The sequence below is a fragment of the Citrobacter portucalensis genome, from assembly GCF_023374935.1.
GTDB lineage: Bacteria > Pseudomonadota > Gammaproteobacteria > Enterobacterales > Enterobacteriaceae > Citrobacter > Citrobacter portucalensis.
Genome location: NZ_CP092466.1, coordinates 2,153,506 through 2,174,014 on the forward strand (window position 1 = coordinate 2,153,506; position 20,509 = coordinate 2,174,014).

Annotated in this window: 21 protein-coding genes; 11 read left to right on the forward strand and 10 right to left on the reverse strand. The window is 52.7% G+C overall.

Annotated elements, in window-relative coordinates; genetic code table 11:
- Window positions 1–109: 109 nt before the first annotated feature.
- The gene (gene argS / locus LY264_RS10435) at window positions 110–1,843 is read right to left on the reverse strand and encodes an arginine--tRNA ligase (protein ID WP_003833857.1); all 1,734 of its coding nucleotides are present in this window, start codon (window positions 1,841–1,843) and stop codon (window positions 110–112) included.
- Between the two features lie 238 nt (window positions 1,844–2,081).
- Between argS and LY264_RS10440 the strand changes: the two genes are divergently transcribed.
- Window positions 2,082–2,648, forward strand: coding sequence for a VOC family protein (locus LY264_RS10440; RefSeq protein WP_003833855.1), 567 nt, complete (start codon window positions 2,082–2,084; stop codon window positions 2,646–2,648).
- Window positions 2,649–2,650: 2 nt separating this feature from the next.
- The gene (cutC, locus tag LY264_RS10445) at window positions 2,651–3,397 is read left to right on the forward strand and encodes a copper homeostasis protein CutC (protein WP_048224209.1); all 747 of its coding nucleotides are present in this window, start codon (window positions 2,651–2,653) and stop codon (window positions 3,395–3,397) included.
- A gap of 234 nt (window positions 3,398–3,631) precedes the next feature.
- Here the strand turns inward: cutC and cmoB are convergent, their stop codons facing one another.
- The 5 genes from cmoB to LY264_RS10470 are packed head-to-tail and all read right to left on the reverse strand — an operon-like array spanning window position 3,632 to window position 7,210.
- Complete coding sequence (gene cmoB, locus LY264_RS10450) at window positions 3,632–4,600, reverse strand: tRNA 5-methoxyuridine(34)/uridine 5-oxyacetic acid(34) synthase CmoB (protein WP_048224206.1); 969 nt, start codon at window positions 4,598–4,600, stop codon at window positions 3,632–3,634.
- A complete protein-coding gene (cmoA, locus tag LY264_RS10455; protein ID WP_003034686.1) occupies window positions 4,597–5,340 on the reverse strand; it encodes a carboxy-S-adenosyl-L-methionine synthase CmoA in 744 nt (247 codons plus the stop codon). Before cmoA ends, cmoB begins: the two co-directional genes overlap by 4 nt.
- Before the next feature lie 40 nt (window positions 5,341–5,380).
- Window positions 5,381–5,776, reverse strand: a complete 396-nt coding sequence (locus LY264_RS10460; protein ID WP_003833847.1) for an MAPEG family protein — start codon at window positions 5,774–5,776, stop codon at window positions 5,381–5,383.
- Between the two features lie 52 nt (window positions 5,777–5,828).
- Window positions 5,829–6,647: a DUF72 domain-containing protein gene (locus LY264_RS10465; protein ID WP_048224204.1), complete on the reverse strand. Its 819-nt coding sequence runs from the start codon at window positions 6,645–6,647 to the stop codon at window positions 5,829–5,831.
- A complete protein-coding gene (locus LY264_RS10470; protein WP_048224201.1) occupies window positions 6,644–7,210 on the reverse strand; it encodes a hydrolase in 567 nt (188 codons plus the stop codon). Before LY264_RS10470 ends, LY264_RS10465 begins: the two co-directional genes overlap by 4 nt.
- A gap of 287 nt (window positions 7,211–7,497) precedes the next feature.
- Between LY264_RS10470 and aspS the strand changes: the two genes are divergently transcribed.
- The 6 genes from aspS to ruvB all read left to right on the forward strand — a co-directional run bounded on the left by aspS (window position 7,498) and on the right by ruvB (window position 12,754).
- Complete coding sequence (aspS, locus tag LY264_RS10475; RefSeq protein ID WP_048224199.1) at window positions 7,498–9,270, forward strand: aspartate--tRNA ligase; 1,773 nt, start codon at window positions 7,498–7,500, stop codon at window positions 9,268–9,270.
- A gap of 1 nt (window position 9,271) precedes the next feature.
- On the forward strand, window positions 9,272–9,715 hold the full coding sequence (nudB, locus tag LY264_RS10480) for a dihydroneopterin triphosphate diphosphatase (protein WP_048224197.1): 444 nt from the start codon (window positions 9,272–9,274) through the stop codon (window positions 9,713–9,715).
- A 28-nt stretch (window positions 9,716–9,743) separates the two neighbouring features.
- On the forward strand, window positions 9,744–10,487 hold the full coding sequence (locus LY264_RS10485) for a YebC/PmpR family DNA-binding transcriptional regulator (RefSeq protein ID WP_003833836.1): 744 nt from the start codon (window positions 9,744–9,746) through the stop codon (window positions 10,485–10,487).
- A gap of 34 nt (window positions 10,488–10,521) precedes the next feature.
- Window positions 10,522–11,043, forward strand: a complete 522-nt coding sequence (gene ruvC / locus LY264_RS10490) for a crossover junction endodeoxyribonuclease RuvC (protein WP_003034867.1) — start codon at window positions 10,522–10,524, stop codon at window positions 11,041–11,043.
- A gap of 80 nt (window positions 11,044–11,123) precedes the next feature.
- Window positions 11,124–11,735: a Holliday junction branch migration protein RuvA gene (gene ruvA, locus LY264_RS10495; protein ID WP_003034869.1), complete on the forward strand. Its 612-nt coding sequence runs from the start codon at window positions 11,124–11,126 to the stop codon at window positions 11,733–11,735.
- Window positions 11,736–11,743: 8 nt separating this feature from the next.
- The gene (ruvB, locus tag LY264_RS10500) at window positions 11,744–12,754 is read left to right on the forward strand and encodes a Holliday junction branch migration DNA helicase RuvB (RefSeq protein WP_003034872.1); all 1,011 of its coding nucleotides are present in this window, start codon (window positions 11,744–11,746) and stop codon (window positions 12,752–12,754) included.
- Window positions 12,755–12,832: 78 nt separating this feature from the next.
- On the opposite strand, the gene znuB is transcribed toward ruvB, so the two are convergent.
- Together znuB and znuC are read right to left on the reverse strand one after the other, a co-directional pair.
- Window positions 12,833–13,618 carry a zinc ABC transporter permease subunit ZnuB gene (gene znuB / locus LY264_RS10505; RefSeq protein WP_048224194.1) on the reverse strand — a complete coding sequence of 262 codons (786 nt, stop codon included), beginning with the start codon at window positions 13,616–13,618 and terminating at the stop codon, window positions 12,833–12,835.
- On the reverse strand, window positions 13,615–14,370 hold the full coding sequence (gene znuC / locus LY264_RS10510; RefSeq protein WP_003833829.1) for a zinc ABC transporter ATP-binding protein ZnuC: 756 nt from the start codon (window positions 14,368–14,370) through the stop codon (window positions 13,615–13,617). Before znuC ends, znuB begins: the two co-directional genes overlap by 4 nt.
- A 78-nt stretch (window positions 14,371–14,448) precedes the next feature.
- Between znuC and znuA the strand changes: the two genes are divergently transcribed.
- From znuA to lpxM, 3 genes are all read left to right on the forward strand, one after another.
- A complete protein-coding gene (gene znuA, locus LY264_RS10515) occupies window positions 14,449–15,393 on the forward strand; it encodes a zinc ABC transporter substrate-binding protein ZnuA (protein WP_048225779.1) in 945 nt (314 codons plus the stop codon).
- A gap of 15 nt (window positions 15,394–15,408) precedes the next feature.
- Window positions 15,409–16,728 carry a murein DD-endopeptidase MepM gene (gene mepM, locus LY264_RS10520; protein ID WP_003833825.1) on the forward strand — a complete coding sequence of 440 codons (1,320 nt, stop codon included), beginning with the start codon at window positions 15,409–15,411 and terminating at the stop codon, window positions 16,726–16,728.
- 119 nt (window positions 16,729–16,847) lie between these two features.
- Window positions 16,848–17,819, forward strand: coding sequence for a lauroyl-Kdo(2)-lipid IV(A) myristoyltransferase (lpxM, locus tag LY264_RS10525; RefSeq protein WP_048216176.1), 972 nt, complete (start codon window positions 16,848–16,850; stop codon window positions 17,817–17,819).
- A 46-nt stretch (window positions 17,820–17,865) separates the two neighbouring features.
- Here the strand turns inward: lpxM and pyk are convergent, their stop codons facing one another.
- On the reverse strand, window positions 17,866–19,308 hold the full coding sequence (gene pyk / locus LY264_RS10530) for a pyruvate kinase (protein WP_003034890.1): 1,443 nt from the start codon (window positions 19,306–19,308) through the stop codon (window positions 17,866–17,868).
- Between the two features lie 119 nt (window positions 19,309–19,427).
- Window positions 19,428–20,297 carry a MurR/RpiR family transcriptional regulator gene (locus tag LY264_RS10535; RefSeq protein WP_003034893.1) on the reverse strand — a complete coding sequence of 290 codons (870 nt, stop codon included), beginning with the start codon at window positions 20,295–20,297 and terminating at the stop codon, window positions 19,428–19,430.
- Between the last annotated feature and the right edge of the window lie 212 nt (window positions 20,298–20,509).

Consider the following 20,509-nt stretch of genomic DNA (forward strand, 5'->3'; position numbering starts at 1 on the left):
TGAACGTAGCCGTTTCTCGTCGGCCTGAGTGTGCTGCCTACGAGGGCGGTCATTCGGGGAAATAAAAAAGCCCGCGACATAGTGCGGGCTTTCACATTATTTGAGGTGATTACATACGTTCTACGGTTTCGATACCCAGAGTATCCAGACCCAGCTTCAGGGTTTTCGCCGTCAGCTGTGCCAGCTTCAGTCGGCTGTTACGGATCTCTTCGTTTTCAGCGCTGAGAATAGGGCAGTGCTCGTAGAAGCCGGAGAACAGACCAGCAACGTCGTACAAGTAAGCACACATCACGTGTGGCGTACCTTCACGCGCAACGACGGTCAACGTTTCTTCAAACTGCAACAGACGCGCCGCCAGTTGAGCCTCGCGATCTTCGCTGATAACGACCTGCGCATTTGCCAGCGCGCTTTCGTCGATATCTGCTTTACGGAACACGGACAGTACGCGGGTATAAGCGTACTGCATATATGGCGCGGTGTTACCTTCGAACGCCAGCATGTTGTCCCAGTCGAAGATGTAGTCGGTGGTACGGTTTTTGGACAGATCCGCGTATTTCACTGCGCCGATACCGACCGCATTTGCCAGTTTTTCCAGTTCGTCGGCAGGCATGTCCGGGTTCTTCTCCGCGACCAGACGACGTGCGCGCTCCAGCGCTTCATCCAGCAGATCGGCCAGTTTAACCGTGCCGCCCGCGCGGGTTTTGAACGGTTTACCGTCTTTGCCCAGCATCATACCGAACATGTGGTGTTCCAGCGGCACTGAATCCGGCACATAACCGGCTTTACGTACGATGGTCCAGGCCTGCATTAAGTGCTGATGCTGGCGGGAGTCGATGTAATAAAGTACGCGATCGGCATGCAGGGTTTCGTAACGATACTTGGCGCAGGCGATGTCGGTTGTGGTGTAGAGATAGCCGCCATCTTTCTTCTGAATGATAACGCCCATCGGTTCGCCTTCCTTGTTCTTATACTCATCAAGGAATACGACGGTAGCGCCTTCGCTTTCAACAGCCAGCCCTTTCGCCTTCAGATCGGCGACGATGCCAGGCAGCATCGGGTTGTACAGGCTTTCGCCCATGACGTCGTCACGGGTCAGGGTAACGTTGAGGCGATCGTAGGTTAACTGGTTCTGCGACATGGTAATGTCGACCAGTTTGCGCCACATCTCACGGAAGTATTCGTCACCGCCTTGCAGTTTCACAACATAACTACGGGCGCGTTCCGCGAAGGCTTCATCTTCGTCGTAATGTTTTTTCGCATCACGGTAGAAACCTTCCAGGTCAGCCAGCGCCATCTCTCCGGCATTTTCCTGCTGCTGTTTTTCCAGCCATGCGATGAGCATACCGAACTGAGTACCCCAGTCGCCGACGTGGTTAGCGCGAATAACGTTGTGACCGAGGAACTCCAGCGTACGCACCGCCGCGTCACCGATGATGGTGGAACGCAGGTGACCAACGTGCATCTCTTTCGCTACGTTAGGCGCGGAGTAGTCAACCACGACGGTTTGTTTGGCCGGTTGAGTTACGCCCAGACGATCAGAAGCCAGCGCCTGCTGAACGTGCTGCGCCAGAAATGCCGGATCGAGAAAAATATTGATAAAGCCCGGGCCTGCAATTTCAACTTTGCTGGCAATCCCGTTGAGATCCAGATGAGTCAGCACCTGCTCAGCCAGTTGTCGCGGCGCCATACCCAGTTTTTTAGCGACAGCCATCATGCCGTTAGCTTGATAGTCGCCGAACTGTACTTTTGCTGACTGACGAACCTGCGGTTCGCAATCTGCAGGTGCGCCTGCAGCAATCATGGCCTGACTGACTTTTTCTGAGAGAAGTGCCTGAATATTCACCGGAATACCTTACATTTATGAAGCGGCCTAAAATTCACCGCACCAGTTTAAGAATTAAGGGCGGGAGTATACTGCAAATGCCCGTTGCCGTCAGCATTGTGTGTACCACCAGTAGCCTGAAATATAAACAATGCAATGGCGTAAATTTATTCATGATGTGTTCGGAGAAAACAGCGGTTGGATGGCGCAGCGCAACAGAGTAAATTAGCGACTTTGAACATGGATATGAGCTTTTAATATGGCGAACTGGCAAACCGTTGCAGAACTACAGGATATTTCTGCAGATTTACCGCATTTCACGCAGGCATTAACGGAACTTTCTACCCGTCTTGGGCTGGATATCACAGGCCTGGAAGCCGATCACATTTCCTTGCGTTGCCATCAAAATACCACCGCAGAGCGCTGGCGTCGTGGGTTTGAACAGTGCGGTGAATTGTTGTCAGAAAACATCATTAACGGCAGACCTATTTGTCTTTTTAAACTGCATGAGCCGGTTTGTGTGCAACATTGGCAATTTTCCATCGTCGAACTGCCGTGGCCGGGCGAAAAACGCTACCCTCATGAAGGCTGGGAACATATTGAAATTGTTCTGCCGGGAGAGGCGGAAACGCTGAATGCGCGAGCGCTGGCGCTGCTTTCCGATCACGGTCTGAGTCAACCGGGCATTTTTGTGAAAACCAGCTCGCCAAAAGGAGAGCGTGAGCGTTTACCGAATCCGACGCTGGCGGTTAGCGATGGTAGCGTGACGATAAAATTCCATCCGTGGTCGATTGAAACCATTGTGGCAAGCGAACGTCAGGAGTGAGCATGGCTATACTGGAAATCTGCTGTTACAGCATGGAGTGCGCGCGCACGGCGCAGCAAAACGGCGCGGATCGTATTGAACTATGCTCGGCACCCAAAGAAGGGGGCTTAACGCCGTCACTGGGCGTCTTGCGTTCCGTTCGCCAGCATATTTCGATTCCCGTCAATCCCATTATTCGCCCACGTGGAGGCGACTTTTGCTACACCGAAGGTGAATTTTCTGCAATGCTGGATGATATTGCGATGGTCAGGGAACTGGGATTCTCAGGGCTGGTGACCGGCATTTTAGATGTGGATGGCAATGTCGATATGCCGCGCATGGAGAAAATAATGATTGCCGCCGGTTCGCTGCAAGTCACTTTTCATCGGGCCTTTGATATGTGTGCTAACCCACTCAATGCGCTTAAAAAATTAGCTGATTTGGGCATTGCCAGAGTACTCACTTCAGGGCAAAAATCAGATGCGGCGCAAGGTTTAACAAAAATAATGGAACTTATTGCGCAGCCCGGTGCTCCAATCATTATGGCCGGAGCGGGGGTTCGCGCCTCGAATTTGTCCCTGTTCCTTGATGCTGGAGTGCAGGAAGTCCACAGTTCTGCCGGAGTATGGCTGGCTTCACCAATGCGTTATCGCAATTCGGGGTTGTCGATGTCTTCGGATGCGCAGGCGGATGAGTATTCGCGCTATGCGGTAGACGGGACGGCGGTTGCTGAAATGAAAGCAATCATTGCACACCATCAGGCCAACTGATTTTACCGTTGCATCATGTCGCCCAATATGATGCTTGCTCGTACCAGGCCCCTGCAATTTCAACAGGGGCCTTTTTTTCTCCTTCATATTTCAAGCCGCAGCAGCGTTGGCCGCCTCACGCACCCCGGTCACGTAGTTATCTACGCTCCCGGGGATTTGCTGCGTTGCCGCCTTGCTGCAACTTGAACTATTTTGGAGAAACGGCGCTATACGTAACGGTCATTCGGCAATCTATTACGGCTTACGCGCAATCAATACCGCACGTAATGGGGCGGGGTAGCCTTCCACCGTTTTGCTGTTGTCGTTAGGGTCGAGGAAGTCGGCCAGCGACTCGGTTACCATCCACTCGGTGCGGCGCTGCTCTTCGGTGGTGGTGACGCAGACATCGGCGATGCGCACATCAACAAAACCGCATTTTTCCAGCCAGTTTTTTAGCGCCAACGCAGATGGAATAAAGTAGACGTTACGCATCTGCGCGTAACGATCGCCCGGCACCAGTACGGTATTTTCATCACCTTCGACGACCAGCGTTTCCAGCACCAGTTCGCCATCTTTAACCAACTGATCCTTTAATTGCCACAGATGTTCCAGCGGCGATCGGCGGTGATAAAGCACGCCCATGGAGAACACAGTGTCAAAGGCGTTTAGCGCTGGAAGTTGCTCAATACCCAGCGGCAGCAGGTGAGCACGCTGGTCATTGCCCAGCAGTTTACGTACCGCCTCAAACTGGCACAGAAACAGTTGCGTAGGATCGATCCCAACCGCCAGATGCGCTCCAGCGCCAATCATGCGCCACATGTGATAGCCACTGCCACAGCCGACATCAAGAATGGTACGGCCGGTGAGATCAGACAAGTGCGGCAGAACGCGATCCCACTTCCAGTCGGAACGCCATTCGGTATCGATGTTGACGCCGTACAGCGAGTACGGTCCTTTACGCCATGGCATCAGGTTACGCATCAGGGTGTCGATGCGTTTAAGCTGGCCTTCGCTAAGCGGTTCTTTACTTTCTGCGGTAACGCTGTGTAGTAAGTCCAGACGATGCGGCGTCAGCTCGGGCAGAAACTCGACGGCGTTTGACCATTGCTTAAAAAGACCGTGCTGATCGCGCTGCCAGGCAGCGATTTGCGCCGGAAGCGTTTCCAGCCAATGGGACAGATGATTTTTGGCAATCAACTGATAAAAGTTACCAAAATCGATCATGCGCTAACCTCAGCTTTCAACGCCACCAGAGAGCCAAAGTTGAAGCACTGGAACCACAATTCGCTGTGCTCAAAGCCGGCCTGATGCAGTCGCGCTTTGTGCGTTTCTACCGAGTCGGTCAGCATCACGTTTTCCAGCATGCTGCGTTTCTGACTAATTTCCAGTTCGCTGTAGCCATTGGCCCGTTTGAAGTCGTGGTGCATGTTGAACAGCAGCTCGCCAACGTTAGCGTCTTCGAAACTGAATTTTTCAGACAGCACCAGCGCGCCGCCGGGATTCAACCCTTGATAAATCTTATCCAACAATGCCTGGCGCTCAGGTGGCTCAAGGAATTGCAGGGTAAAATTCAGCACCACCATCGAGGCGTTTTCGATAGTAATGTTGCGAATATCGCCTTCGACTACCTCAACCGGGGTCGGTGCCTTATAGGCGTCAATATGACGACGGCAGCGCTCAACCATCGCCGGGGAGTTATCGACGGCAATAATTTTGCAATTCTCGTGATGAATATTGCGACGCACCGAGAGCGTCGCCGCGCCCAGAGAACAGCCCAGATCGTAGACCTGCGTGTTGGGTTGTACGAAACGTTCGGCCAGCATGCCAATCATAGAAATGATATTGGAATAGCCAGGAACGGAACGCTGGATCATATCCGGGAAGACTTCAGCTACCCGTTCATCAAAGGTCCAGTCACCCAGACTGGCGATAGGCGCAGAAAAAAGCGTGTCGCGGTGAGACATAACGTAAAAATCCGGGAAAAATAAAGTGGCGTATTGTGCGCTAATGCAGGGAGAAAACCAACTCCCAGGGCATATACCAAAGATTCGCCAGCACCATTAGCAACAGCGAACACCAGGTTGCGCTCATGCCTGAACGGCGCCAGCGGAAGAGCCGGTGGTGGAATCCGTAATAATGCATCAGTCGTCCGGCAATCAACATCAGCCCGCAAATATGCACCATCCACGTCTCTGCGCCGTTCATTTCCATAAATAACAGCAGCACTAACGCGACGGGAATATATTCCACCGCATTACCGTGAATGCGGATAGCGCTTTGCAGTTCGCTAAAACCTCCATCGCCATAGGCAACGCGATATTGCATGCGCAGGCGAACGACGTCAAAGGAGAACTTTATTAACAATAACGCACCCAATACGGCATAAAGCGCGCTTACCATACAAACTCCCTTTTAAAATGGCTGCTGGCACTGACTATGATAGGTGGCAATTTCAGAAAAGAGAAGATTGCTGTGGAATAGAGGGTGCTGATCCGATCTCTGGCAGGGCGCTGCGTAAATCTGCCCATAGCGTATCAACAAGCTCCGGGGCCTGCGCGATGTCCGGCGTATGCAAAAACAGATACGGAGTCGTGGTGCGTTGCCATAGCGATAGCTTGGTCAGCCAGACGGCAAAAAGCTCGCTGTTTTGTGCCATATTATCGCTACCGATAAAGCGTACCATCGGATGGTTTGCCGTCACCACAGCATGCACCGGAACCTTCGGTTTCTTGCGCTGGGCGTCACGTATTGCTTCAGTATGCGGGATTGCGGCATGCACCGGGCGGCTGTCCAGAATCACCCGGTTTACTCCGCGCTCGTGTAAACCGCGATTAAATAGCTGCTCGGCTTCGCCTTTGGCAAAGAAGTCTGGATGGCGAACTTCCACACCGTAGGTAAAGGAATTCGGGAGCACATCGAGAAACTGCCACAGGGCAGGCAGATCGCGTGGGCCAAAAGTCGCAGGTAATTGCAGCCAGTATTGTCCAATGCGCGATTCCAGCGGCGACATGCGCGTAAAAAATTCCTGTACGAGGTCATCACAATTACGCAGCGCAGCCTGATGCGAAATGGTCGCCGGAAACTTAAAACAAAATCGAAACGCATCGGTGGTCTGTGCCTGCCAGCGGGCAACAATATCAGCTTTAGGCAGCGCATACAGCGTGGTATTGCCCTCCACGCAGTTAAAATGGCGGGCATACTCTTCAAGGCTGGTGATCCCCAGACGCACCCATTTTGGATGCGACCACTGAGGTAATCCGATATAAATCATAGCGCTTGCAGAATCTCCTCCACGCTGCGAACGCGCGCAATGCGCGGGAAAATGTGGGTCATGCTGCCCTGGTGTTGCTCAGCACTGGCGGCGCTACAGGCATCCTCTGCAATGATAAGACTGAAACCCAGCTCCCACCCATTTCGCGCCGTCGACTCAACACCAATGTTCGTCGAGATCCCGCACAGGACGATGGTATCAATACCCCGGCGACGCAGCTGCAATTCCAGATCGGTACCATAGAAGGCTCCCCACTGGCGTTTAGTCACTTCGATATCGCTGGCGCATTTCCCCAAAGCAGCCGGGTAATGCCACCAATTTTCAGGTAACGCTTTTGCCGGAGTCTGAGCATCTACGGGTTGTTTCAGCGCTTCGGCGTAATCGTCAGACCAGCCGACTCGCACCATTACCACCGGGGAACCGTGGGCACGGAATTTTTCCGCCAATTGCGCGGCGCGGGTAACCACATCATGTGCCGTATGAGGGCCGCCAGCGAAAGGCAGGATCCCTTCCTGTAAATCAATTACGACAAGGGCGGTTGTTTTAGCGTTCAATTCCAGCATGGTCACTCCAGTAATAAAAGAATTCCGTTACACCTTAATCGCGAATCAGTGTGAAAGGGGCGACAATTTTTGTTATTTTTTGTGAGATTACGCAATGCCCGTCCAGGAAACAGGCGTACAGTCAGTACCGGACTGAGAGTCTATCCCAGTAGGCTCTTATCGTGCGGCAGAATTTCCAGTATAATAGCCGCCTTTTTTCATTCAGTTGTGACATTCAGCTAAAGCTGCGACTTCGTCATCTGCGAGACAGGTGACAATCCGCCTGCGGCAAAGTTAAGGGATATCTCATGCGTACAGAATATTGCGGACAGCTACGTCTGTCCCACGAGGGGCAGCAGGTGACTCTGTGTGGTTGGGTCAACCGTCGTCGTGATCTTGGTAGCCTGATCTTTATCGATATGCGCGACCGCGAAGGTATCGTGCAGGTATTTTTCGATCCGGACCGTGCGGACGCGTTAAAGCTGGCCTCCGAACTGCGTAATGAGTTCTGTATCCAGGTTACGGGCACCGTGCGTGCGCGTGACGCGAAAAACGTCAACGCCGATATGGCGACGGGCGAAATTGAAGTGCTGGCCTCCGATCTGACCATCATCAACCGTTCAGACTCGCTGCCGTTGGACTCTAACCACGTCAACACCGAAGAAGCGCGACTGAAGTATCGCTATTTAGATCTGCGTCGCCCTGAAATGGCGCAGCGCCTGAAAACGCGTGCCAAAATCACCAGTCTGGTGCGTCGTTTTATGGACGACCACGGCTTCCTCGACATCGAAACACCGATGCTGACCAAAGCAACGCCGGAAGGCGCGCGCGATTACCTGGTACCTTCTCGCGTACATAAAGGGAAATTCTACGCGCTGCCGCAATCACCTCAGTTGTTTAAACAGCTGCTGATGATGTCTGGCTTTGACCGCTACTATCAGATCGTAAAATGCTTCCGTGATGAAGACTTACGTGCTGACCGTCAGCCTGAATTTACCCAGATCGACGTTGAGACTTCCTTCATGACCGCACCGCAGGTGCGTGAAGTGATGGAAGCGCTGGTGCGTAACCTGTGGCTGGAAGTGAAAGGTGTGGATCTGGGTGATTTCCCGATCATGACCTTTGCCGAAGCTGAGCGTCGTTACGGTTCCGATAAACCAGACCTGCGTAACCCGATGGAGCTGGTTGACGTCGCCGATCTGGTGAAAGACGTTGAGTTCGCAGTGTTCTCTGGCCCGGCAAACGATGCGAAAGGCCGCGTAGCTGCTCTGCGTGTACCGGGCGGTGCTGCACTGAGCCGTAAGCAGATCGACGATTACGGTAACTTTATCAAGATTTACGGCGCGAAAGGCCTGGCTTACATCAAAGTCACCGAACGTGCGAAAGGTCTGGAAGGTATTACCAGCCCAGTTGCTAAGTTCCTGAACGCAGAAATTGTGGAAGCGATTCTGGCACGTACCGGTGCACAAGACGGCGACATGATTTTCTTCGGTGCCGACAACAAGAAAGTAGTTGCCGACGCGATGGGCGCGCTGCGTCTGAAACTGGGTAAAGATCTGAGCATTACCGACGAAGCCAAATGGGCTCCGCTGTGGGTTATCGACTTCCCAATGTTCGAAGATGATGGTGAAGGTGGGCTGACCGCAATGCACCACCCGTTCACCGCGCCGAAAGATATGACGGCTGCTGAGCTGAAAGCTGCGCCGGAAGACGCGGTTGCCAACGCGTACGATATGGTCATCAACGGCTACGAAGTAGGCGGCGGTTCCGTGCGTATTCACAACGGCGACATGCAGCAAACCGTATTCGGTATTCTGGGCATTAATGAGCAAGAACAGCGTGAGAAATTCGGCTTCCTGCTGGATGCGCTAAAATATGGTACACCGCCGCATGCGGGCCTGGCGTTTGGTCTGGACCGTCTGACTATGCTGTTGACCGGTACTGACAACATTCGTGACGTTATTGCTTTCCCGAAAACCACGGCTGCAGCGTGTCTGATGACTGAAGCGCCAAGCTTTGCCAACGCAGCTGCGCTGGCGGAACTGAGCATTCAGGTTGTTAAGAAGGCCGAGAATAACTGATATGACATATAAACAGCCTGTCTCGGTGTTAGTCGTGATTTATGCAAAGGACACCGGGAGAGTGCTGATGTTACAGCGACGCGACGATCCTGATTTCTGGCAGTCGGTCACCGGCAGCCTTGAAGAAGGTGAAACCGCGTCGCAAGCCGCTATGCGCGAAGTAAAGGAAGAGGTCGCCATTGATGTTGCATCTGAGCAACTGACCTTAATTGACTGTCAGCGCACGGTGGAGTTTGAGATTTTTAGCCATTTACGTCATCGCTATGCACCGGGAATTGAACGTAATACTGAATCCTGGTTTTGCCTGACACTTCCCTCAGAACGAGAGATCGTGTTCACCGAACATCTGACCTATCGTTGGGTTAATGCGGTTGAAGCCGCCCAATTAACCAAGTCGTGGAGTAACCGGCAGGCGATTGAAGAGTTTGTAATTAACGTCGCCTGAAAAGGCGCGCTTTTTGGAGATATTATTTATGGCAGGTCATAGTAAATGGGCCAACACCAGACACCGTAAAGCAGCGCAGGATGCTAAACGCGGTAAAATTTTCACCAAAATAATTCGTGAGCTGGTGACGGCGGCTAAACTGGGCGGCGGCGATCCGGATGCTAACCCGCGTCTGCGTGCAGCGGTTGATAAAGCGCTGGCTAACAACATGACCCGTGACACTCTGAACCGTGCAATCGCTCGCGGTGTGGGTGGTGATGAAGATTCCAACATGGAAACCATCATCTATGAAGGTTACGGTCCTGGCGGTACAGCCGTTATGATTGAATGTCTGTCTGACAACCGTAACCGTACCGTTGCGGAAGTGCGTCACGCGTTCACGAAAACGGGTGGTAACCTCGGTACCGACGGTTCCGTGGCTTATCTGTTCAGCAAAAAAGGCGTGATCTCCTTTGAACAGGGCGACGAAGACGCCATCATGGAAGCGGCGCTGGAAGCAGGTGCTGAAGACGTTGTGACCTTCGACGACGGCGCAATTGACGTTTACACCGCGTGGGAAGAGATGGGCAAAGTGCGTGACGCGCTGGAAGCGGCTGGTCTGAAAGCGGACGCAGCTGAAGTGTCTATGATCCCATCCACCAAAGCGGATATGGATGCAGAAACAGCGCCGAAGCTGATGCGTCTGATCGATATGCTGGAAGACTGCGACGACGTGCAGGAAGTTTACCACAACGGTGAAATCTCCGATGAGGTTGCTGCCACCTTAGAATGATGTGGTTAAGCCATAAAATAACAGGAGATGCGTGATGTCTATTATTCTCGGCATTGACCCGGGGTCTCGCATCACCGGTTATGGCGTTATTCGTCAGGTCGGCAGGCAGTTGACCTATCTCGGCAGCGGCTGCATTCGCACCAAAGTCGACGATCTCCCGTCACGTCTGAAATTGATTTACGCGGGCGTGACGGAAATAATCACCCAGTTCCAGCCGGACTATTTTGCCATTGAGCAGGTTTTTATGGCGAAGAACGCCGACTCGGCGCTAAAGCTGGGACAGGCTCGCGGCGTGGCAATCGTTGCGGCGACCAATCAGGATCTACCGGTCTTTGAATACGCGGCCCGCCAGGTAAAACAGACCGTGGTGGGGATCGGTAGCGCGGAAAAAAGCCAGGTCCAGCATATGGTACGCACGCTGCTAAAACTCCCGGCGAATCCGCAAGCAGATGCCGCGGATGCACTGGCGATTGCCATTACCCACTGCCATGTCAGTCAGAACGCCATGCAAATGAGCGAGTCGAGGCTGAATTTGGCGCGAGGTCGGTTACGTTAGTGACAAATGAGGCTGGATATCTATCCAGCCTTTTTTTATGATAGCGCATTACCTTTTAGCCCTTAACGCAGGAGCGTCACGTGATAGGCAGACTCAGAGGCATCATTATTGAAAAACAACCCCCGTTGGTCCTTCTGGAAACGGGCGGGGTAGGCTATGAAGTGCATATGCCGATGACCTGTTTCTACGAGTTGCCTGAAGCCGGGCAAGAAGCGATTATTTTCACCCATTTTGTGGTGCGAGAAGATGCTCAGCTATTGTATGGCTTTAACAACAAGCAAGAGCGCACGCTGTTTAAAGAGTTAATCAAAACCAATGGCGTGGGGCCGAAGCTGGCGCTGGCGATCCTCTCCGGTATGTCTGCTCAGCAGTTCGTTAATGCCGTGGAGCGCGAAGAGCTGGGCGCGCTGGTGAAATTACCGGGTATTGGTAAGAAAACCGCAGAACGCCTGATTGTAGAAATGAAAGACCGCTTTAAAGGTTTGCATGGTGATCTCTTTACACCAGCGGCGGATCTGGTCCTGACTTCTCCGGCTAGCCCGACAACGGACGACGCCGAGCAGGAAGCGGTTGCTGCGCTGGTGGCGTTGGGCTATAAACCACAGGAAGCCAGCCGCATGGTGAGCAAAATTGCCCGCCCTGATGCCAGCAGTGAAACCCTGATTCGTGAAGCGCTTCGCGCGGCATTGTGAGGTAACGGATGATTGAAGCAGATCGCCTGATTTCGGCTGTCAGCACTACCCCTGAAGATCTGGTGGATCGTGCGATTCGCCCAAAATTGCTGGAAGAGTACATTGGCCAGCCTCAGGTCCGTTCGCAAATGGAGATTTTTATCCAGGCGGCGAAGCTGCGCGGTGACGCTCTCGATCACCTGCTGATTTTCGGTCCTCCTGGTCTTGGTAAAACTACGCTTGCCAATATTGTCGCCAATGAAATGGGCGTTAATCTGCGCACCACGTCCGGTCCGGTTCTGGAAAAAGCGGGTGACCTGGCGGCAATGCTTACCAACCTTGAACCCCACGATGTGCTGTTTATCGATGAAATACATCGTCTGTCACCGGTGGTGGAGGAGGTGTTGTATCCGGCGATGGAAGATTATCAGCTGGATATCATGATTGGTGAAGGACCGGCTGCCCGTTCGATTAAGATCGATCTGCCGCCGTTCACGCTAATCGGGGCGACGACGCGCGCCGGGTCGTTAACGTCTCCGCTGCGTGACCGTTTTGGTATTGTGCAGCGCCTGGAGTTCTATCAGGTGGCAGACCTGCAGCACATTGTTGGGCGTAGCGCACGCTTTATGGGCCTGGAAATGAGCGATGAAGGCGCGCTGGAAGTGGCACGCCGCGCCCGCGGTACGCCGCGTATCGCCAACCGTTTATTACGCCGGGTACGCGATTTCGCTGAAGTGAAGCATGACGGTACGATTTCGGCTGATATTGCCGCCCAGGCGCTGGATATGCTCAATGTGGATGCGGAAGGATTCGATTATATGGACCGTAAGCTGCTGCTGGCGGTTATCGATAAATTCTTTGGCGGGCCGGTAGGACTGGATAACCTGGCAGCGGCGATTGGGGAAGAGCGTGAAACCATTGAGGACGTGCTGGAGCCGTATCTGATTCAGCAAGGTTTTCTACAACGTACGCCGCGTGGACGTATGGCAACCGTGCGCGCCTGGAACCATTTTGGCATTACACCGCCACAGATGCCTTAATGCCTGATGTCGCGACGCTCATCAGGCCTGGGCGATTTTGTGGGCCCGGTAAGCGCAGCGCCACCGGGCAACGCATGCTTAGCTCGCTTGCTTTTTCATCATGCTGAAAATAAACAGCAGCGCGGCGCACAGCACCACGGAAGGACCTGCCGGGGTGTCATAGAAGGCCGAGAAGGTCAGCCCGCCTGTAACCGCTATCATTCCCACTCCAACGGCAACCCCTGCCATCTGCTCCGGCGTACGGGCAAAGCGACGGGCGGTCGCCGCAGGGATGATAAGCAGTGAGGTGATAATCAGCGCCCCGACAAACTTCATCGCCACGCCAATCGTTAACGCCGTAACCAGCATCAGCAGCAGCTTCACGCGTTGCAGCTTCACGCCATCGACAAATGCCAGATCCGGACTGATGGTCATCGACAGCAGGTTACGCCACTGCCAGAACAGAATCGCCAGAACAATAACCACGCAGATGGCGATGGAGATAAGATCTTCTGGCGTCACGGCGAGCAAATCACCAAACAGGTAAGCCATCAGATCCACACGGATGTTGGACATCAGGCTGACAACAACCAGCCCCAATGACAACGCGCTGTGCGCCATAATACCCAGCAAGGTATCGATCGCAAGGTGAGGGCGCTTCTCCAGCCATACCAGACCGCCAGCCAGCAACAGGGTGACGGCGATAACCGCATAGAAAGGGTTTACATCCAGCAGCAGGCCAAAGGCGACCCCCAGCAGCGAAGCGTGGGCCAGCGTATCACCGAAATAAGACATTCGACGCCAGACGACGAACGAGCCGAGTGGGCCAGCGGCACAGGCCAGCATGATCCCAGCTAACCAGCCGGGTAATAACAATTCAATCATGAGTGACCATTTCCCCGGCGTAAGACGATACGACCCTGTAAATCGTGGCGGTGATTGTGATTATGACGGTAAATTCCGAGTTGTTCGGCGCCGCGTTGCCCGAACATTGAGATGAATTCCGGGTGCATAGAAACCACTTCCGGCGCACCGGAACAGCAAATATGATGGTTCAGGCACAGTACCTCATCGGTTTTGGCCATCACCAGATGCAGGTCATGGGAAACCATCAGTACGGCGCAATCCAGTTCACGTCGCAACTGGTCGATAAGGTCGTACAGTGCGACCTGCCCATTGACATCCACGCCCTGAGTTGGTTCATCGAGCACCAGTAGCTGAGGTTTATTCAATAAAGCACGGGCCAACAGGACGCGTTGCGTTTCCCCGCCAGAGAGCTTTTGCATCGGTGCATCCATCAGATGCCCGGCTTGAACGCGCTTCAGTGCCGGAAGGATATCCTCTTTTTTGGTACCGGGACGTAAGCGCATAAACCGACTTACCGTCAGTGGCAGCGTAGTATCGAGGTACAGTTTTTGCGGTACATAGCCAATCCGCAATTGACCATTACGCTTGATTACTCCCTCATCAGCCGCTACCAGCCCTAATACAACGCGCACCAGCGTAGACTTCCCGGCGCCATTTGGGCCGAGAAGCGTTAAAATTTTACCGGGTCGAAGTTCAAGCGATACGTCAGACAGGACGCGGCGTTGACCATAAGAGACCGAGACATTTTCCAGTGAAACCAAAGTCGTCATATCAATTTTAGTCTTGCAGAAGTTATAGAATGTTATAATATCACATTTCTTACATTCATTACGATGATTGGTCGCATTATGTTACATAAAAATACGCTTCTTTTCGCAGCATTATCCGCTGCTCTTTGGGGTAGTGCAACACAGGCAGCAAATGCCGCTGTGGTGGCCTCACTCAAGCCGCTGGGGTTTATTGCTTCAGCCATTGCAGACGGGGTAACAGACACTGAGGTTCTCCTGCCTGACGGGGCTTCCGAACATGACTATTCACTGCGTCCATCAGACGTAAAACGCTTACAGGGCGCGGACTTAGTTGTTTGGATTGGACCTGAGATGGAAGCGTTTATGGAAAAGTCAGTCAAGAATATTCCTAACGCGAAACAGGTAACGATTGCGCAGCTCAATGACGTGAAACCGTTACTCATGAAAGGTGCCGATGACGACGATGACGATCATGGACACAATGATGCTGGCGGTGAAAAAAGTGACGAGCATCACCATCATGGCGATTACAACATGCATCTTTGGCTTTCCCCAGAGATAGCGCGGGCCTCAGCGGTTGCAATCCATGAAAAATTAGTGGAACTTATGCCGCAAAGTCGAGCCAAACTTGACGCCAACCTGAAGGATTTTGAGGCACAATTAGCCGCAACCGATAAGCAGGTAGGTAACGAGCTCGCACCGCTCAAGGGAAAAGGTTATTTCGTTTTTCATGACGCCTATGGCTACTACGAAAAACACTACGGACTAACACCGCTTGGTCACTTTACCGTGAACCCTGAGATTCAACCTGGTGCGCAGCGTTTACATGAAATAAGAACACAGTTGGTTGAGCAAAAAGCAACCTGCGTTTTTGCTGAGCCACAGTTCAGGCCAGCGGTCGTTGAAGCCGTCGCGAGAGGGACATCCGTTCGAATGGGAACGTTGGATCCGCTCGGAACGAATATCAAACTGGGTAAAACAAGCTATTCAGCGTTTTTGAACCAATTAGCCAACCAGTATGCGAGCTGCCTGAAAGGAGATTAATGAGGAAGTGAATACGTGCAACAGATAGCCCGCTCTGTCGCTCTGGCATTTAATAATCTGCCGCGACCCCATCGCGTTATGCTGGGGTCGCTTACCGTACTGACATTGGCCGTCGCCGTCTGGCGGCCTTATGTTTACCATCCCGATTCAGCACCCATCGTTAAAACTATCGAGCTGGAAAAAAGCGAAATTCGTTCACTGTTGCCTGAGGCCAGTGAACCTATCGATCAGGCCGCTCAGGAAGACGAAGCCATTCCGCAGGATGAACTGGATGACAAAACGTCTGGTGAAGCCGGCGTGCATGAGTATGTCGTCTCCACAGGCGATACGCTGAGCAGTATTCTGAATCAGTACGGCATCGATATGGGCGACATCAGTCAGCTCGCTGCTTCCGATAAAGAACTGCGCAATCTGAAAATTGGTCAGCAGTTATCCTGGACCTTAAGCGCGGAAGGTGACCTGCAGCGTCTGACCTGGGAAGTGTCCCGCCGTGAAACCCGCACTTACGATCGCACTGCGACAGGTTTCAAAATGAGCAGCGAAATGCAGCAGGGCGATTGGGTTAACAGCCGTATCAAAGGCACGGTGGGCGGAAGCTTCGTCGCCAGCGCCAAAGAGGCCGGACTGACCAGCTCTGAAATCAGCGCGGTGATTAAGGCCATGCAGTGGCAGATGGATTTCCGCAAACTGAAAAAAGGCGATGAGTTCTCAGTGCTGATGTCTCGCGAAATGCTGGACGGTAAGCGCGAGCAAAGCCAGCTGCTGGGCGTGCGTTTACGTTCTGAAGGCAAAGACTATTACGCCATCCGTGCTGAAGACGGTAAGTTCTATGACCGTAACGGTACCGGGCTGGCGAAAGGCTTCATGCGTTTCCCGACGGCGAAACAGTTCCGCATCTCCTCGAACTTTAACCCGCGTCGCCTGAATCCGGTGACTGGACGCGTAGCGCCACACAAAGGTGTCGACTTTGCGATGCCGCAGGGGACGCCGGTACTGTCGGTAGGCGATGGTGAAGTGGTTGTAGCGAAGCGTAGCGGCGCTGCCGGATACTATGTTGCAGTACGTCATGGTCGCACTTACACCACCCGTTATATGCACCTACGTAAGCTGTTGGTGAAACCAGGTCAAAAAGTGAAACGTGGCGATCGTATCGCGCTGTCAGGTAACACGGGGCGTTCAACTGGTCCGCATCTGCACTACGAAGTGTGGATCAACCAGCAGGCCGTGAACCCTCTGACGGCTAAACTGCCGCGTACAGAAGGTCTGACCGGCTCGGATCGCACCGATTATCTGGCGCAGGTGAAAGAAGTTATGCCTCAGCTACGTTTTGATTAATTAGCACACTGATAAAGCCGGTACGCGATGCGTGCCGGCTTTTTTATTTTGTACGGCGCACGGTGCGCCGCTACACTATCAGCAGATTTACTTTTCGCGGCACCAGACACTGGAAGAGCATGGAAACGAAAAAAAAGAATATTGAGTATATCCCTGAGTTTCATAAATCATTTCGCCATCCGCGCTACTGGGGCGCCTGGCTGGGTGTAGCGGCGATAGCTGGGATTGCGTTAACGCCAGCGTCATTTCGCGATCCTATTCTGGCAAAGCTCGGACGGATGGTTGGACGCTTGGGAAAAAGCTCACGTCGCAGAGCGCTGATCAATTTATCCCTTTGTTTTCCTGAACGCAGCGAAGCTGAGCGCGAAGCCATTGTCGATGAGATGTTCGCGACCGCCCCTCAGGCGATGGTCATGATGGCGGAACTCGCCCTGCGCGGGCCGGAGAAAATTCAGAATCGGGTTGACTGGCAGGGCCTTGAAATCATCGAAGAGATGCGCCGCAACGATGAAAAAGTGATTTTTCTCGTTCCTCATGGCTGGGGCGTAGATATCCCGGCGATGCTGATGGCTTCCCAGGGACAGAAAATGGCAGCAATGTTCCACAATCAGGGAAACCCGGTATTTGATTACGTCTGGAACACGGTACGCCGTCGTTTCGGAGGTCGATTACATGCGCGTAATGATGGCATCAAACCGTTTATTCAGTCTGTACGTCAGGGATATTGGGGATACTACCTCCCGGATCAGGACCACGGGCCTGAGCACAGCGAGTTTGTCGATTTTTTTGCTACCTATAAAGCAACGTTACCGGCAATTGGTCGCTTGATGAAGGTCTGCCACGCGCGTGTAGTGCCGCTGTTTCCGGTGTATGACGGTAAAACTCACCGCCTGACGATTAAGGTCCGTCCTCCGATGGATGACATCCTGACAGCGGATGACCACACCATTGCCAGACGAATGAACGAAGAGGTGGAGATTTTTGTCACGCCTCATGTCGAACAATACACTTGGATACTGAAACTGCTTAAGACGCGTAAACCCGGCGAGATTGAGCCCTATAAGCGCAAAGATCTCTATCCGAAGAAATAAAAAAAAGCCTCTCAAACGAGAGGCTTTTTTACATCAAACTCTGGTGTTACTCGACGGTCAGGATACGCGTGGTGTTAGTTGAGCCAATGGTGCTCATCACATCGCCCTGTGTCACGATCACCAGATCGCCGGAAACCAGATAGCCTTTATCGCGCAGCAGGTTCACTGCTTCATTGGCGGCAACGACGCCATCTGTTTCGCTGTCAAAGTGAACCGGGGTGACACCGCGATACAGAGAGGTCAGATTCAACGTACGTTCATGACGAGACATCGCGAAAATTGGCAGACCGGAACTGATACGAGAAGTCATCAGCGCAGTACGACCAGACTCCGTCATAGCGATGATAGCGGTGACCCCTTTCAGGTGGTTAGCAGCGTACATCGCTGACATCGCAATCGCTTCTTCAACGTTATCAAACTGCACGTCAAGGCGGTGTTTAGAGACGTTGATGCTTGGGATCTTCTCTGCACCCAGGCACACGCGCGCCATTGCCGCGACGGTTTCCGCCGGGTACTGACCTGCTGCTGTTTCGGCAGAGAGCATTACGGCATCGGTGCCGTCGAGGACGGCGTTAGCCACGTCCATCACTTCCGCACGAGTCGGCATTGGGTTGGTAATCATCGACTCCATCATCTGTGTGGCGGTGATGACCGCACGGTTCAGCTGACGCGCACGGCGAATCAACGCTTTCTGAATACCTACCAGCTCAGGGTCACCGATTTCAACACCCAGGTCGCCACGGGCTACCATCACTACGTCAGAAGCCAGGATGATGTCATCCATCGCATTCTGGTCGCAGACGGCTTCTGCACGTTCTACCTTGGCGACAATTTTCGCATCGCAACCGGCGTCGCGCGCCAGACGGCGGGCATAGTTTAGATCTTCGCCGCAGCGCGGGAAGGAGACAGCCAAATAGTCAACGCTGATTTGCGCAGCGGTAATGATGTCGGCTTTGTCTTTTTCGGTCAGGGCTTCAGCAGAGAGACCGCCGCCCAGTTTGTTGATGCCCTTGTTATTGGACAGCGGGCCACCGACAGTGACTTCGGTGAAGACTTTCATGCCCTGAACTTCCAGCACTTTAAGCTGTACGCGACCGTCGTCGAGCAGCAGGATGTCGCCAGGCACGACGTCTGCAGGCAGTCCCTTATAATCAATGCCGACTTTTTCTTTGTCGCCTTCGCCTTTACCGAGGTTGGCGTCTAACAGGAACTTGTCGCCAACATTAAGAAAAACTTTACCTTCTTTAAAGGTAGATACGCGGATTTTAGGTCCCTGCAGGTCACCCAAAATAGCTACATGACGTCCCAGTTTTGCGGCAATTTCACGGACCTTATCCGCCCGCAGTTTGTGATCTTCTGGAGAGCCGTGGGAAAAGTTCATACGTACGACGTTCGCACCCGCGGCGATAATCTTCTCAAGGTTGTTATCGCGGTCAGTTGCCGGGCCTAACGTGGTAACGATTTTGGTTCTGCGAAGCCTTCTGGACATGTAATACTCCGTTGACTGAAACAACTAGGTGTTGCGTGAACATTAATCCGGCCGTTCTCAAACATTAACGGTAAAATGAACGACCCGGATGATAAAAGGGTAGAACATTGTTATTGCTTTTAGCGGTCATCACTCTTGATGAGTAATTCTTTATCAAAACGCGATTCCTTGAGCGCTTCCTTGACACGCTTCAAGTTATCTCTAAATTTTGCCCCTCGGCGCAAAGTAAATCCTGTAGCCAGCACATCTATCACGGTCAGTTGAGCAAGTCGAGAGACCATGGGCATATAAATGTCAGTATCTTCCGGCACATCGAGGGTAATAGCCAGCGTGGCTTCACGCGCCAGTGGCGTGCCGGGAGAGGTGAGGGCGATAACCATAGCGTCGTTTTCCCTTGCTAACTGCGCCAGTTCAACCAGACTTTTGGTTCTTCCGGTATGAGAAATAAGCACAATGACGTCGTCGTCGCTACAATTCATACAACTCATCCGTTGCAGGACAATGTCGTCGGAATAGATTACCGGTACGTTAAAGCGGAAAAATTTGTTCATCGCGTCGTGTGCGACCGCGGCGGAAGAACCTAAACCAAAGAAGGCGATTTTCTTCGCCTGAGTTAACAAATCTACCGCCCGGTTTACCGCCGCGTTATCCAGCGACTGACGAACGTGGTCAAGGCTTGCCATCGCCGATTCGAAGATTTTCCCCGTATAAGATTCTACGCTGTCATCCTCATCCACATTGCGATTAACATAAGGGGTACCATTTGCCAGACTTTGTGCCAGATGCAGTTTAAAATCAGGGAAGCCGCGCGTATCCATGCTACGACAGAAACGGTTCACCGTCGGTTCGCTGACGTTGGCTTCTACAGCAAGCGCAGCGATGCTTGAGTGAATTGCCCGCTCGGGAGAGGCAAGAATAATGTCGGCGACTTTACGCTCTGACTTGCTCAAATGTTCCAGTTTTAACTGGATTTTTTCCAGCATATTCATGATGTAGGTAGACTCATGGGTCATGGGCAAAAACGATTTCAACGATAAGGAGAAATCGAGCGGTAACTCTGGTAGATAGTACCCCTGCTAGTGCAGCAACGGGGCAAAATGGACAAAATAGTTGTTGTTTTTTTTCATTACATGATCGGAGTCGGATTTTCATACTTCTTCATGGGTACGAAAAAGACGACTTTTTTATCCATTTTGATGGG